The organism is Nostoc sp., assembly GCF_036917555.1.
Lineage (GTDB): Bacteria > Cyanobacteriota > Cyanobacteriia > Cyanobacteriales > Nostocaceae > Nostoc.
Map to the genome: position 1 here is coordinate 65,395 of NZ_JBALDD010000031.1, position 14,009 is coordinate 79,403.

The 14,009-nt window shown below is 39.8% G+C and carries 16 protein-coding genes and 1 tRNA gene; 10 read left to right on the forward strand and 7 right to left on the reverse strand.

Annotated features, from left to right (window positions below; genetic code table 11):
* The first annotated feature begins 256 nt into the window (after positions 1 to 256).
* From V7K60_RS13680 to V7K60_RS13700, 5 genes are all read left to right on the forward strand, one after another.
* Complete coding sequence (locus tag V7K60_RS13680; protein ID WP_334926274.1) at positions 257 to 478, forward strand: hypothetical protein; 222 nt, start codon at positions 257 to 259, stop codon at positions 476 to 478.
* A gap of 125 nt (positions 479 to 603) precedes the next feature.
* On the forward strand, positions 604 to 1,902 hold the full coding sequence (locus V7K60_RS13685; RefSeq protein ID WP_334926275.1) for a DNA sulfur modification protein DndB: 1,299 nt from the start codon (positions 604 to 606) through the stop codon (positions 1,900 to 1,902).
* A gap of 94 nt (positions 1,903 to 1,996) precedes the next feature.
* Positions 1,997 to 2,131 carry a hypothetical protein gene (locus V7K60_RS13690; protein WP_334926276.1) on the forward strand — a complete coding sequence of 45 codons (135 nt, stop codon included), beginning with the start codon at positions 1,997 to 1,999 and terminating at the stop codon, positions 2,129 to 2,131.
* A 29-nt stretch (positions 2,132 to 2,160) separates the two neighbouring features.
* Positions 2,161 to 2,361, forward strand: coding sequence for a hypothetical protein (locus V7K60_RS13695; RefSeq protein WP_162399563.1), 201 nt, complete (start codon positions 2,161 to 2,163; stop codon positions 2,359 to 2,361).
* The gene (locus V7K60_RS13700; RefSeq protein ID WP_334926280.1) at positions 2,361 to 2,621 is read left to right on the forward strand and encodes a ParE family toxin-like protein; all 261 of its coding nucleotides are present in this window, start codon (positions 2,361 to 2,363) and stop codon (positions 2,619 to 2,621) included. Before V7K60_RS13695 ends, V7K60_RS13700 begins: the two co-directional genes overlap by 1 nt.
* Positions 2,622 to 2,838: 217 nt before the next feature.
* Here the strand turns inward: V7K60_RS13700 and V7K60_RS13705 are convergent, their stop codons facing one another.
* Both V7K60_RS13705 and V7K60_RS13710 read right to left on the reverse strand, forming a co-directional pair.
* Positions 2,839 to 3,093: a type II toxin-antitoxin system VapC family toxin gene (locus V7K60_RS13705; protein ID WP_334926282.1), complete on the reverse strand. Its 255-nt coding sequence runs from the start codon at positions 3,091 to 3,093 to the stop codon at positions 2,839 to 2,841.
* Positions 3,094 to 3,156: 63 nt separating this feature from the next.
* Complete coding sequence (locus V7K60_RS13710; protein WP_334926284.1) at positions 3,157 to 3,378, reverse strand: hypothetical protein; 222 nt, start codon at positions 3,376 to 3,378, stop codon at positions 3,157 to 3,159.
* Positions 3,379 to 3,858: 480 nt separating this feature from the next.
* Between V7K60_RS13710 and V7K60_RS13715 the strand changes: the two genes are divergently transcribed.
* Positions 3,859 to 4,434, forward strand: a complete 576-nt coding sequence (locus V7K60_RS13715; protein ID WP_334926285.1) for a Uma2 family endonuclease — start codon at positions 3,859 to 3,861, stop codon at positions 4,432 to 4,434.
* Positions 4,435 to 4,844: 410 nt separating this feature from the next.
* Here V7K60_RS13715 and murA read toward each other — a convergent pair whose 3' ends face one another.
* Entirely contained in the window at positions 4,845 to 6,179 is a 1,335-nt protein-coding gene (gene murA / locus V7K60_RS13720) for a UDP-N-acetylglucosamine 1-carboxyvinyltransferase (RefSeq protein ID WP_334926287.1), read from the reverse strand.
* A gap of 439 nt (positions 6,180 to 6,618) precedes the next feature.
* Between murA and V7K60_RS13725 the strand changes: the two genes are divergently transcribed.
* Positions 6,619 to 6,700 (forward strand) — tRNA-Leu (locus tag V7K60_RS13725).
* Between the two features lie 94 nt (positions 6,701 to 6,794).
* Entirely contained in the window at positions 6,795 to 7,577 is a 783-nt protein-coding gene (locus V7K60_RS13730) for a TrmH family RNA methyltransferase (RefSeq protein ID WP_334926289.1), read from the forward strand.
* Positions 7,578 to 7,591: 14 nt separating this feature from the next.
* Here the strand turns inward: V7K60_RS13730 and V7K60_RS13735 are convergent, their stop codons facing one another.
* Positions 7,592 to 7,840, reverse strand: a complete 249-nt coding sequence (locus tag V7K60_RS13735) for a hypothetical protein (RefSeq protein WP_292778744.1) — start codon at positions 7,838 to 7,840, stop codon at positions 7,592 to 7,594.
* 445 nt (positions 7,841 to 8,285) lie between these two features.
* On the opposite strand from V7K60_RS13735, the gene V7K60_RS13740 reads away from it, so the two are divergent.
* Positions 8,286 to 9,956: an ABC transporter ATP-binding protein gene (locus tag V7K60_RS13740; protein ID WP_334926291.1), complete on the forward strand. Its 1,671-nt coding sequence runs from the start codon at positions 8,286 to 8,288 to the stop codon at positions 9,954 to 9,956.
* A 34-nt stretch (positions 9,957 to 9,990) separates the two neighbouring features.
* On the opposite strand, the gene V7K60_RS13745 is transcribed toward V7K60_RS13740, so the two are convergent.
* A complete protein-coding gene (locus V7K60_RS13745) occupies positions 9,991 to 10,935 on the reverse strand; it encodes a hypothetical protein (protein ID WP_334926293.1) in 945 nt (314 codons plus the stop codon).
* 716 nt (positions 10,936 to 11,651) lie between these two features.
* On the opposite strand from V7K60_RS13745, the gene V7K60_RS13750 reads away from it, so the two are divergent.
* On the forward strand, positions 11,652 to 12,155 hold the full coding sequence (locus V7K60_RS13750) for a GNAT family N-acetyltransferase (RefSeq protein WP_334926295.1): 504 nt from the start codon (positions 11,652 to 11,654) through the stop codon (positions 12,153 to 12,155).
* 580 nt (positions 12,156 to 12,735) lie between these two features.
* Here V7K60_RS13750 and V7K60_RS13755 read toward each other — a convergent pair.
* Together V7K60_RS13755 and nadC are read right to left on the reverse strand one after the other, a co-directional pair.
* Complete coding sequence (locus tag V7K60_RS13755; protein WP_334926297.1) at positions 12,736 to 12,918, reverse strand: hypothetical protein; 183 nt, start codon at positions 12,916 to 12,918, stop codon at positions 12,736 to 12,738.
* 212 nt (positions 12,919 to 13,130) lie between these two features.
* Positions 13,131 to 13,997, reverse strand: coding sequence for a carboxylating nicotinate-nucleotide diphosphorylase (gene nadC / locus V7K60_RS13760; RefSeq protein ID WP_334926299.1), 867 nt, complete (start codon positions 13,995 to 13,997; stop codon positions 13,131 to 13,133).
* Positions 13,998 to 14,009: the final 12 nt, after the last annotated feature.

Here is a 14,009-nt window from a genome sequence, read left to right on the forward strand (position 1 = left end):
TATGTTGACATTTGACTTTCACAGCATATGGGAAAGACCATTTTGATGACTTCGCAAGCTCTTGGTATTTCATTAGCTATTATCATTAACTTTTAGCTATTGATAATCGACTATGGGAAAATCACATTTTATAGGACTCAATGACTTTAGACGAAAAGTTAGATGTGTATAGAAGCTGACATTCTTTCTATAAATCTTGACATTTATCTTACTACTTTGGTAGTATACTGGCAAATATTTAAGAATACCGTAGTTCATGGAACAAAATATTGGTTTTGAATTAGACATACCAGAGAAATTCTTGCTGCCTCTAGCTCTAAGGATTAAAGGAAAAATGAAAATATCTGAGTATATTCATTTTAAAGGCATGAAAGTAGATGAAATAAAAAAATGGATTAGTCACTGTGATAGTATTATTCCAGGTATTCTTCTGAAAGAAGTGGTAAATTTTCCTCATAGAGTAAACTTCAAAAACTAAACTACATTGATTTTTGATTTGAATTTTTTTGCACGGTAGTATTTAAGACCGTGCATTATTTTTTCATAAAAAACCTTTAGTATGTTATGTTTGTACAAACATAAATAGTTTTGTGGAGGTAGTTAATGGCTTTGGTCATCGCTGGTATAAAAGGACGAATGGGTGACACCAACTTTTATCAAGCAACGATAAAGGCTCGTGACCTAGTGCAAGGAGTACGTGCAGCAAACGAACTCGATGAATGGACAACAATGAGCATTGAGGATCGATTGCAAAGAGAACCTGATCTTAAAAGAATTCAAGAACAAATAGCTCCTTACATTGCTGAAGCGAAGGATCGTTTCTTCGGTTCCATGATTGTGCTTGTTTATAAAGGAGAGATTCATTTTGAGAGCATCAAAGAATGGGTGGATAAAAAGGCCCCGCGCGCTTACCAATCCGTGGCAGATAATATAGGTGCTATTACTATTGAGGGTGGCGCTCTGATTATGCTTGATGGTCAACATCGCCTTCTAGCTCTTGAAAAGGTGGTCAAAGGCGAAGTAATAGGAGAGTACCGTGATCAAGTGCCAAACGATGATGTTTGCGTCATTTTTCTCGCTCACGAAAGCAATGAAAAAACGCGGCGTATTTTCAATAAAGTTAACCGCTATGCTAGACCAACTAGTCGCGGTGACAATATTATCACCAGTGAAGATGATCGCAGCGCTATCATTGCGCGGAAATTACTAAGTGATGGTGCTCCACTAGGTGTAAGGGTCAAAGGTAGTAGTGATGTAATCGTTGAGTGGAAGAACAATACTATTGCAGTTCGTAGCACGAAGTTGACAACTATAAGTGTTGTCTACGAAACAGTAAAGCTTATTCTTAGTGATAACGGTGTGCCCAATGATACTACCTCTCGTCCTTCAGAAGATGAACTGGAACAATATTATGAATATGTTGAAAAGTTCTGGAATAAAGTGCTTGAGGGGTTACAGGCTTATCAGAAGGCACTCTCTGACAGCAGCAAAATTCCAGAAATGCGTAAGGATGACCACCCATACTCACTACTATTTAAGGCAGCTGCACAGATTGCTTTATTCAAAGGTCTGATCGCAGCAACACGCAAGAATCGTATAAGCCTTGAAGAAGCTGTACGACGGGCTGATAAAATTGACTGGGCTATGTCTTTACCTGTTTGGAAAAATGTACTTGTAACTCCAGGGGGAACAATGGCTAGGGCACAACAAGCACAGAATTTAGGAGGAAAGCTGATTGCATACTTAATTGCAGCTGAGAAAATGACGGAACAAGAAACTGCACAGATCCAACGAGAATACAGCAGCGCACATGGAGTAGACATTGATGATCCTGATGTTAAATTAATGCCTTTACCTAAACCTGTTGTCGAGTCAGTAGAAGCTGTAGAACCTTTAGTATAAATGCAGGAATGGATTGAAACTGCTCAAGAACAAGCTCGTTCAATTTATAAATCGAGCTAAAGTTTGATGTCTGCCTAATTGATGAGAATATGAAGTGCGATCACACTCACTCTTTCACAACAAGCGATCGCTTTTTTTGAGGTTTTCTGCAAGGCGATCGCTCCTTCTTCCACAACAGGCGATCGCTACATTAGTTACAACACAAGGAAAATCGCTAGGAAAGCTATAATTTATTCAAAGTGAAACTTATATCCCTTTATGTTAACGCTTGAGCAAATTGAGTCTGCCATTCTTCAACTGTCACCTGATGAGTATAAAAAACTCATAGAGTGGTTTGCTGATTTGGACTATCAACGCTGGGATAAGCAATTAGAGAAAGACATTGCTGATGGAAAATTGGAAGCTTTAGCACAGGAAGCGATCGCTGAATTCAAGGCGGGTCACTGTCGGGAAATCTGATGCACTATACAACGCGACGTTTCTGGCAATGTTACAATGCTCTGCCTGAAAATGTGCAACAGACTGCCGATCAATGCTATGAGTTACTGAAAACAGATTCGTCACATTTATCACTCCATTTCAAAAAGATTGGCAACAAGTATTGGTCAGTTCGAGCAGGACTAAATTACCGAGCTTTAGGTGTCGAGGTAGAAGGTGGAATTTCGTGGTTTTGGATCGGTACACATGCAGAATATGACAAGTTGATCGATAAGTTGTAACTCTGCATAAGAAACCTTTTTATTGCCAAATTTTTGGCTGAGGGGTAGAAAGTGAGTTTGTCTTGTCTATAACAGGCGATGTCTAACGACAACGCTCTGCGTGTCTACGCTTTGTTTTTGAGGTTTTCTAAAAGGTGATCGCTCTTTTGTTAACTATTTTTCTTTAAGGCAAAATTTCAAAGCTATCGCAGTGCTGAGGTCGATATAATCTAAAATCTCACTGATCCAAGGTAAATATTTTTTTAATACCATAGCGTTCAGCTATTGCCATAACGCTTGCATCTACAAAATCAATCCGACTATCTGCATACTCATCCAAGATTTCCGCCACACGAATTATATCTTGGTCTGTTAAAGCTACTAAACTAAATCGACTTGCAGATAGTCCTTGCAAAAAAGCTACAACTATAGCTACACCTGCATTACGTCCTACTAAATAAGCTAATTCTGCCAATACTGTTTGTGGTAACATTTTCTTCAATAAAGTAAATCAGTGGAGCAGTATCCAAACCGACAATTTGCCCCTGTAGCTGGACTAGCCATTCCATGAATCACGTTCCTGATTAACGTATTCTTGAGCATCAACGCCATTCCAGATTTCTTTACCTAACCCACGTAATTTGAGGATACTACGCTTTGGCTTAGGTATCATCGTCATCTGTTGATGAATTAAGCTTGACAAGTCTTCAATTAAGCGTATTTGCTCTTCAGAAGTTAGGCTTTGAGCTTGCAGTAGTACTTCTTGGTAATTAGACATAAAATTTATATTTCCGCTTCTCTGGATTCTAAGTCAAATATATACAGACAGACTGCATTTCTTTATTTTACAAATAAACGTAGACAGGCTTGATATCTGCTTGTTTATCAGAATAACTATTGCGAGCGCACACTTTTCCACAACAGGCGATGTCTAACGACAAGCCCGGAGTTTCGAAGTCTCCGGCTTTGCGCTACGCGTCTACGCTTTGTTTTTGAGGTTTTCTGTAAGGCGTAGGCGTAGCCCGTCGTAGACATCACTCATCTTTTTATACAGACGCTCTGCTACAGTGCAATCATAGAGTCAGCGATCGCTTTTGGAAATGTGGAGAGGTGCGTTAGCGTAGCTCACCGTAGGTATCGCCTATAGTGGTATTGTGTATTAGGTATCACTAGAAGCAAGGAAAATAGATGAAGAGGATAGAATAGTTTGTAGGCTAGGCATGTTTCCTGGTTTAATCTTTGCATCTGGAATATCATCATGAATGCTTTAACGGTCAACCTTCAATCAGTATTGGAACTGACAGATGAGCAGTTTTTTAATCTATGTCAGGCAAACCGTGACTTGAAGTTTGAACGCACTGCAACCGGAGAATTAATTATCATGCCACCAACCGGGGGAGAAACCGGAAATCGTAATGGTAGACTAAATCAACAATTATTTAATTGGTCAGATACCGATTTGACTGGCATCGCTTTTGATTCTTCTACTTGTTTTAAATTACCTAATGGTGCAGATCGTTCACCTGATGCTTCTTGGATAAAGTTAGAACGATGGGATGCCTTAACTGAAGAAGAAAAACAAAAGTTTCCCCCCATTTATCCTGATTTTGTAATTGAGTTACTTTCGCCAAGTGATAGTTTGAAAGTTGCTCAGGAAAAGATGAGGGAATACATAGATAATGGTGTGCGTTTGGGTTGGTTAATTAATCGTAAATCGCGGCAAGTGGAGATTTATCGGCAAAACCAAGAGGTTGAGGTGTTGGAATCGCCTGTTACTTTGTCAGGAGAAGATGTTTTACAGGGATTTATTTTAAGCCTTGAGGCGATTTGGTAATTGAATAACCAATGTATTACAAACCAATAAAAGTAATTAATAAAATAGTATGAGTATTATACCCAAAGGGATAAGTATAATTTATGGGGACTTTAAATACAAAAAGACCAGCCTCCCACAGCTGGTCTAAAAAATGTTTTTGCGTTGTCTTCTCAAGAGAGTTAAAACCAAATTGCGCGTTCCCAAAATGCAACAGGCAACTTTTCTTAACAATATTGTAACAGCCAACACAGATTTTTCCAGAATATTCATCAAAAAAAGATATGGGCAAAGCTTAAAAGCCTCTATCTATCAGGAGAATTTAAAAGATCGCAAGGTATACATAGGAGAGATAAAGGCAGAAAAGGGAGAAGATTTTACCTTGTCTCCCTTATTCTTCTTATCCCTGCATCAGTCTCAACCGATCAATTTCAACTTGACAGGCTACTGATGCAGGGAGCGATTTCTGCATCTGTTGATGTTTCGCCTACGCGGAGGATTTTAGCCCCCAATTGCTGCAACTTCACATCAAGTCGATCGTAGCCGCGATCAAGGTGCTGTAAACCCTGAATTGTGGTTTGTCCTTCTGCTGCTAGTCCTGCGATGACTAACGCTGCCGATGCTCGTAAGTCTGTACCTAATACTGGTGCGCCAGATAATTTTGGTACTCCCCGAACGAAAGCAGCATTGCCTTTGACACGAATATCTGCCCCCAAACGATTCAACTCTGAGGCATGACGCAAGCGATTTTCAAAGACGGATTCGTTAATTACGCTGTCGCCTTCTGCCACTGCCAGCAAAGCCATGAATGGCGCTTGCATATCTGTGGGAAAACCTGGATGGTATTGAGTTTCAATATCCGTTGCCTTAAGGGTTTCCGCTGGCAGAATGTGTAAGTGATCGGGCTTTTCATCAATTATTGTCACTCCAATATCCCGCAGCTTGGCAATTACTGGGATGAGATGTTCTGGAGCCACTGGCGAGAGAATAAGTTCTGAGCGGGTAATTGCTGCTGCCAGCAAAAACGTCCCAGCCTCAATGCGATCGGGAATAATGCTGTAGTCAACAGAATGCAACTTGGGGACTCCTTCGATAATAATCCTGCTAGTCCCCGCGCCCTTAATCTTCGCTCCCATCGCGTTACAGAAGTTAGCTAGATCGACTACTTCCGGTTCTCTGGCAGCATTTTCGATGATCGTTTCACCCTCTGCCAAGGTAGCCGCCATCATCAAGTTTTCTGTCGCTCCAACGCTGGCAATGTCTAAGTAAATCTTTGCACCTTTTAATCTCCGGCTGCTGCCAGGGACGTAGGCATTACAAATGCCATGCTCAATTTGTACTTCCGCTCCCATTGCTTGCAGTCCTCGAACATGCAAGTCAACTGGTCTTGCCCCAATAGCACAACCGCCTGGTAAGGGCATCTGTGCTACTCCCAGTCTTGCCAGAATGGCTCCAATGGCGAAAAAACTCGCCCTCAACTGGGTAACTAATTCGTAGGGAGCTTTTGATGTTTTAATCTCGCTGGCGTTGATATCTAAAATGTCACCTTGTCGTGTTAATTGCACACCCAAAGCTGATAACACTTGACCCATCCGCTCTACGTCCGCTAATAAAGGGACATTACGGATACGACAATCGCCCGGACACAGCAAGGCTCCAGCCATGATTACCAGTGCTGAATTTTTTGCCCCGCTAATTTTCACATGACCCCGCAAAGGATGCCCACCCCAAATTTGCAAGACTGAGGAGTCTGCTTCTGGAGCCATTTTGGCATCTGGTAAGCTGGTAGAAGGATTAATAAGCCTACCTCCAAAAGTAATACGTATTTTATATGTTTGAAGTTGGTTTTGATTCTACAGTAAAGATTCAAAATGTCCACGTTTTAAAGCAGTGTTTTGTATAAAAAATTTTTTTTGGGGTGAAAATGCAGGCTAAAAACAAGCAATAGTAGGCTTTTTGAGCTTTTTAAAAAAATTAAAAACAAGAATGAATAAGTAGTAATTTTAAGCAAAAATAAATACTCAGTAAAATAACTTAAGTGTTCTCTAAAAATCAATGCTGTACTGTTCAGTTAATATTTTGATTCGACCTTGTGCCTAAAAAACTCGTTTATAGTTAGAGACTTTTAAGGAGGCGTTATGCTTTTACTTGACAAAGGTAAAACATAACGCAATAATAAGAAATTGTCGATAAGCAAAAATGCCAGCGGAACTGGCGGAATTGGCAGACGCGCTAGATTCAGGTTCTAGTGCCGCAAGGCTTCCGGGTTCAAGTCCCGGGTTCCGCATACTATCTAAGTTAGGAGTTAAAAGTCAAGAGTTATGAGTTGAAAGACAACTAAATTAACTTCTAACTATTAATTTCTAACTCCTAAGTTTTTGATGTTGACCAGTTTACAAAATTCTCTAGTCAAGCAAATTCGCAAGCTGCACTCCACCAAGGAGCGCCACAAGCAGCAGTTATTTTTACTGGAAGGAACACACCTGTTAGAAGAAGCTTGTGCGGTCAATTACCCACTAGAAACAGTGTGTTGTACCCCAGAATGGCAAGTAGCCCACTCTTCGCTATGGGAAGAAGCTTGTAGCCGATGCGATCGCGCCGAAATTGTCAGTCAAGAAGTCTTGGATGCGATCGCTACCACAGTTCAACCAGATGGTGTGGTGGCAACGGCAAAACGAAGCAAACCCCAAACTCAACTACCATTGACTGGTTTAGTGCTAGCTTTAGAAACGATACAAGATCCCGGCAACCTGGGTACGATGATTCGCACCGCCGCCGCCGCTGGAGCATCAGGGTTGTGGGTCAGTGGAGATAGTGTAGATTTAGATAGTCCTAAAGTTCTACGTGCTTCTGCAGGGCAATGGTTTCGTCTAGCAACAGCCGTAACCAAAGATTTAAAAGCGACAGTCCAACAAAGTCAGCAGGCAGGAATGCAGGTAGTGGCAACCTTGCCCGATGCGACTTTAACTTATTGGGAAGTGGACTGGCGAAAACCCAGTATGATTTTACTGGGAAATGAAGGTGCTGGATTATCGGCAGATTTAGCAGCGATCGCAGATCAGCAAGTCAGAATTCCTTTGAGTCCTGGGGTGGAATCTTTGAATGTGGCGATCGCAGCCGCTTTAATGTTGTACGAAGCTCAACGGCAACTAATTTGTCAGTAATAAATTTTAACTTTTTACCCCAATTGGGTTTTTGTTATTTCTTCAAGATATTGTTCAATATCAGCAACTGCGTCCTCAAGAGCCGCTAAATCAATATCTATCAAGTCTTGATCGAGTTCGACTTCAGTGAAAGTACTAGTATGCAGTTGGGGGATCTCTTCTTCCTCAGTCGAACTTTCTTGTAAGATATCCTCCAACTGTTCGAGGGATTCTTGAAACACTTGATCGGCAGCACGCCGCTGTTCTGGCTGATTTTGCTCCATAATATTAACTTGAAAATCCTGATTTACTGACTTAATTTTGATTCTAGTTCCTACAGATTTAAATTTTGCAACTTATAACATCATAGTTGTGTGCTGTATTAACTTTAGCAGTGGTTATCAAGAATATCGATAGCTGTCTCCAGTTAAGAGGAGGCAGAAGGCAGAAGGCAGGGGAAAGAATTATGATTGATTACCTTAGTTGTGGGTCATTACCCTATTTAAAAAGAAGATATGCTATGAGCATCAAGTGCCATGAGATACAAACTAAGTCTAATGCTTTTAAACATAGGTTACTCCTGCCTTCTGAACGCGATCGCTACGGGTACACTAAATTAAGTTTGGCTAGGTTTAGGTAAGTTTTATAAAACAGGTCTAATACTTAATTTGATAGACTATCCTAAATTTGAAATTATAAAAACTGGTAGCTCAGGGCTGATAACTAACTATGAGTGAAGCCTTATTCTGTATCGAAAATCTGCGAGTTGCCTATCCTGGGCGGAGTGGAGAAGAAGCAAGCTGGGCAGTTGATGATGTATCTTTCACCTTGAAACCAGGTGAAAGAATGGGATTGGTGGGAGAGTCGGGTTGTGGGAAATCAACTATCGGACGGGCAGTAATGCGTTTACTACCAGCCTCTAGCCGTATTCAGGGGCAGGTGACATTTCAAGGAAAATCGGTGTTTGACTTGACACCTAACCACTTGCGTAAATTTCGGGGAGAGGCGATCGCCTTAATTTTTCAAGATCCCATGACACGCCTCGATCCGCTGATGACGATTGGTAAGCATTGTATCGAAACCCTCCAGGCGCACTCACCAGAATTATCAGCGCGGGAAGCCAAAAAAAAAGCACTTGCTACCTTGGCAAAGGTGAATATTCCCGCCAGTCGCTGGAATCAGTACCCCCATGAGTTTAGCGGTGGAATGCGGCAACGGGTAGCGATCGCTTTAGCTTTACTCCTCAACCCTAAGTTTATTGTTGCTGACGAACCCACCACCAGTTTAGATGTCACCGTTTCCGCGCAGATATTGCAAGAATTAACTCGCCTGTGCGGTGAAGAAAACATGGGATTGTTGTTGATATCTCACGATTTAGCAATGGTGGCTGAGTATTGCGATCGCATTGGCGTAATGTACAACGGTAAGATGGTCGAAATGGGTTCTACAGAAACCGTATTTAAGCAACCTCAACATGAATACACGCGATCGCTCCTAAAAGCAGCATTACATATTCAAGCAGTAAATGATAGTGGAGAGTTGATCATTGTTAATGACGAAGAAAAACAATTACCGATTATTAATCAGCAATCTCCAATTCTGAGCGTTACAGAACTAAAGCAACACTATACTATAGAACCTAACTTTATCGAACGACTGCTTAACACACAAGCGCAGACAATTAAAGCAGTAGATGGGATCAACCTGGATATTTATTCAGGAGAAATTCTTGGCTTAGTCGGGGAATCAGGTTGTGGTAAAAGCACACTATCACGAACAATATTGCAACTAATTCGTCCTACTAGTGGCAAAGTTGAGTTTTTAGGACAGGATTTAACTAAACTATCGCGTCAAGAAATTCGTTCCTCGCGGCGACAAATACAAATGGTCTTTCAAGACCCTCATGCTTGTCTCAATCCAGCGATGACAGTGGGACAAAGTATTGCAGATCCTTTATTTATCCACAATTTAGCTAATCCTGCCAAGGCAAAAGAACAGGTTTTGTGGATGCTAAATAAAGTTGGATTAACACCGCCAGAAGTGTATTATGAGCGTTACCCGTCAGATTTGTCTGGTGGACAACAGCAACGAGTAGCGATCGCTCGTGCTTTGATTACTCACCCTAAACTCTTAATCTGCGATGAACCAGTAAGTATGTTAGACGCCAGCGTTCAGTCGCAGGTGCTGGATTTGATGTTGCAATTAAAAGAAGAGTTTGAATTAACTTATCTATTCATCACTCACGATCTTTGGTTAGCTAGATTTTTGTGCGATCGTATTGCTGTAATGAATAGCGGTAAAATTGTCGAACTTGGTCTTACAAAAAAGATTTTTGCCAATCCTCAGCACCCTTATACCAAAACCTTACTAGCTGCTGCTCCCTTACTAGCACGCGCTTAACTAAATAAGATCAAGAGTTATGAGTTCAAAATTCCTAACTCTCTTCTCTTCCCTCAAGTAATTTAGTTGTTTCTTCACTCGAACCATATAGCTCAACGTACCTTTTAAACAGCAACGCACTCTCGTGATTTGAAGTCTTACTTAAAGTGAATAAACGCTCTATATTTTTCTCAGCTAAAGCTCTTAGATAAGGCAAATCTTCAAAAATTGTCAAACAAGAAGCAAAATGCAATATTATTTGTAATAATGGCTTTGGCCACTCTAGGTCACTATAAATATCTATAAACAACTGATGTTCTGAGTCATTTAATGGGAAAGCATGAAATATAACAATTATCCTTTTGTTATTGTAGACTGGAATACTTAGTTCAACAGTGTAGGGAGTATGTAATATTAAATCCACCTCTACAGTTGGTTGTCGCCAAATTCTCAAAGGATTAGCTGGCGAATCTAATATAGTCTGAAATGTGATTTTACCACCAACATTTGTAGTTTGGAACTGGCTGATATTAATAATTTTAAGATTATTAAGGCTAAACCTATGAACTGTTTCTAAATGTTTTAAGTTCAATAGATGATATATTTGGCAAATATAAGGAAAAGGTAAAATATACTCCTGGCTAATCATGTGTAGCTTTCTTAATTGAAGCTTATTAGCTTGAGTGCGATCAAGGTATTCTTGATATTGACTGGGGTCTAAATCATTGCTATTGAAGCTTTCTTCCGGTTTTAGATATAGCCAACTCACAAAAAAGAAAGAGGCTGTAAATAGCTGAAATATTTCTATAGTAGATAAAGAACCATTGGCAAATGCGGCTATACTTCTATCAGTTACTCCAAAAAGCCAAGATGGAATACCAAAAAGCCAAATACTACTTTTTATTTTATCTATAAAAAGCGCTATTTCAACAATATTTGAAATTTTACTGTCTTGAGTAGCACTGAATTTATCACTAACTTTTAAACAATTAATAGACATAGTATAGTACTTTTACTCAATTTTATATCAGTAAAATTTATATTCATATTAATTTTAAAGATTAAGACATGATAGTGACCTCTGTCTTTAGCTATATATAGAACTTGTAGTGATTGCTACTAACTTAAAATCAGTTCTTTGTAAATATTGTTACAAAATACAATTTATTGTTATCTACAATCCTAAACTCTATGTATATACAAGCATAATTAAATTAGTTGTAAGTCTTCATTTTAAAGTATTTGAGATTCTAAAATCTGAGGTAAAATTTAAGAAAAATAACATTAATAAAATATTTATACTTACTAAATTAAAAAAATCAAAATTATTTCAATTTGACAAAAATAGTATATCATTTTTATGCCAAAAGTTGATGTTTCCTGATATAATAAAATTATTTATTGCTGTAGGATTGAATAAGGAATAATGCGTTAGTAATAAAAACTTAAGATTTAAAAATAAGGAATTATACAATTTTTTTGTTACACAAAATACAGTAGATAGTGCGTTGGAATTTTCCTCTAATTATAGCAGTTGTGGTATCTTCCCTAGTAGCGCATCACATACTTGCTAGTAAGGTTAAACATGATCTTATGTAAGGTACGAGATCGCTACCTGGCAAAGTAGCTGTGACAATACGATAAAAGCCGTAGAATTGCTACTGTTAACACTGTATTATTTTTGAATATTTCTGAAGATTTTTTTGACACGGTACAATGACTATTCGCCATGCGACTGAAACTGACTTGCCTGCAATTGTGGCAATTTATAATGCTGCAATTCCTAGCCGTATGGCAACCGCTGACTTAGAACCAGTATCCGTGGAAAGTCGCCTTACTTGGTTTAAGGGGCGATCGCCTTCACAACGTCCACTTTGGGTAATCGAAGTAGAAGGAGTAATTGCTGGATGGCTTAGTTTCCAATCCTTTTATGGGCGACCCGCCTATAGTAAAACTGCTGAAATTAGTATTTATATCGCCCCTAGTTTTCATCGGTGTGGCTTGGGACGGCAACTCTTAGCACAAGCAATTAGCGAAAGTCCCAGTTTGGGTTTAAAGAGCCTAGTATGCTTCATTTTTGCCCACAATCAGCCCAGTTTAAAACTTTTTGAAACGTTTGGTTTTGAACGCTGGGGACATTTGCCTAACATTGCCGAACTTGACAGCGTTGAACGGGACTTAGTGATCATGGGACTGCGAATTAGTAAACCTGTTGTTTAAGGCGATCGTTATTTTTTGGGACTTGTAAATTCAATTCGGTAACAATTGGTCTGAATTAATTTCCCATAACCATTGTGATGATTCTCAGGTAATTCCTAGAGGATGGGTAAGTGATTGCTTTTTTCTCACTGTTCTTATTTCACATCGTAGCTTGATCAAAATTAACCGTTAAGCTATTGTTTGTATAAGTAGTTGTAATAGAACAAATTATCGATGGCAAAAAACAAAAGGAAAGTTAGGGTGATCGTCCTTAGTTGCTGTCCCAACTTTTTACTCATTTATCAACCCACGTTCGCTTAAATCAGTTACACAACATTACGCTACATTTCGCTTCTTTCTACCGAAGATACCTAACTTAAAAATTGCATCAATATAGCAGTTTTTGGTTGAATGCAGTATAGTTTTGACCTCTCTCCTATAATGAGAGGGGTTTTGATCCTTACTCCCCTTCCCTTGTAGGGAAGGGGTTGGGGATAAGGTCTGTATTAGACTCAACTGCAAACTGCTATACTATCTTCTAACGTCTTGAAATATGTAAAAAAAATTAGGGTGAGCAGTCTTTATCTCAGTTATTCAAAGTCTAGGATTGACATTCTTGACTTCTGATATGTTTATATACTTTATATCCTCCATAAGTCAGTAATGCTCCGACTGCTACAATCCCACCCACTGGTACAGTAATTGGAGCAGCCATCACTGTTGTAATAGCTGTTGTGAAGCCTAACCAACCTGAGATACCACCAGCAGATATAGTAGTAGTCATAACTACAGGTACTGTAGCGGCGGTAATTGATCCTAATCAAGAACCTCCAAGTGCTGCCATCCCTGCAATCAATTCGTTTTTCATTTTATATTTTTCTCCAGGTAATTTTTTTTCACATTACATGATAAGATTTTACTATTTATTTAAGTAGTAAGAGCAAAATTTATGTATATTTTTTATATAAATCCAATTTTTTACCGATACTTTGACAATTAAATTACAATCCTCATACTTAAATCTAACCACTTCGACTGAGTAATCGGTGCACTGCTAGAAATATAGTCAACATCCGCCTCTGCTACAGCGCGAATAGTTTCCAAAGTCACATTTCCCGAAGCTTCAATTTTCACCCGCCTATCCTGCTGACGAATCAATTGCACCGCCTCACGCATCAGATCCAAAGGCATATTGTCCAACATAATAATGTCAGCCTTGTGCTGCAAAGCTTCTTTCACCTGCTCTAAACTTTCCGTCTCTACCTCTATAGTCAAAGGATAAGGAATCTGAGAACGAATACGGGTAACAGCCTCTGCAATTCCCCCAGCCGCCGCAATGTGATTATCCTTAATCATCACCGCATCATCCAACCCCATACGGTGATTAATCGCCCCGCCCAAAGCAGTCGCGTACTTTTCCAACAGTCTTAGCCCTGGCGTAGTTTTACGCGTATCCACCAACTGAGCAGGTAAATCAGCAATTTTCTCTACATATATATTAGTCAGCGTTGCAATTCCACTCAACCGCATAGCCAAATTGAGCGCTACTCGTTCCCCCATCAGCAGTGCATCCAGCGAACCATGAATTTCAGCTATCACCTGTCCCGGCTCACACCATGCACCTTCAGCCGCAACCGTCACAAAGCTGACCTTCTCATTCAAAATCTGAAACACCCTAGCTGCAACTGGTAAGCCAGCAATTATCCCTGAAGCTTTAGCGATCCATTTAGCAGAGCCTAGCGTCACATCTTCTACTAGTAGAGTATTTGTAGTGCGATCGCCTCTGCCGATATCCTCCAACAACCAGGCACGCAACAGTGGATCTAAAACCAGCCAGGGCGGCAAAACACCAGAATAGCTCACAAATTAAAATGC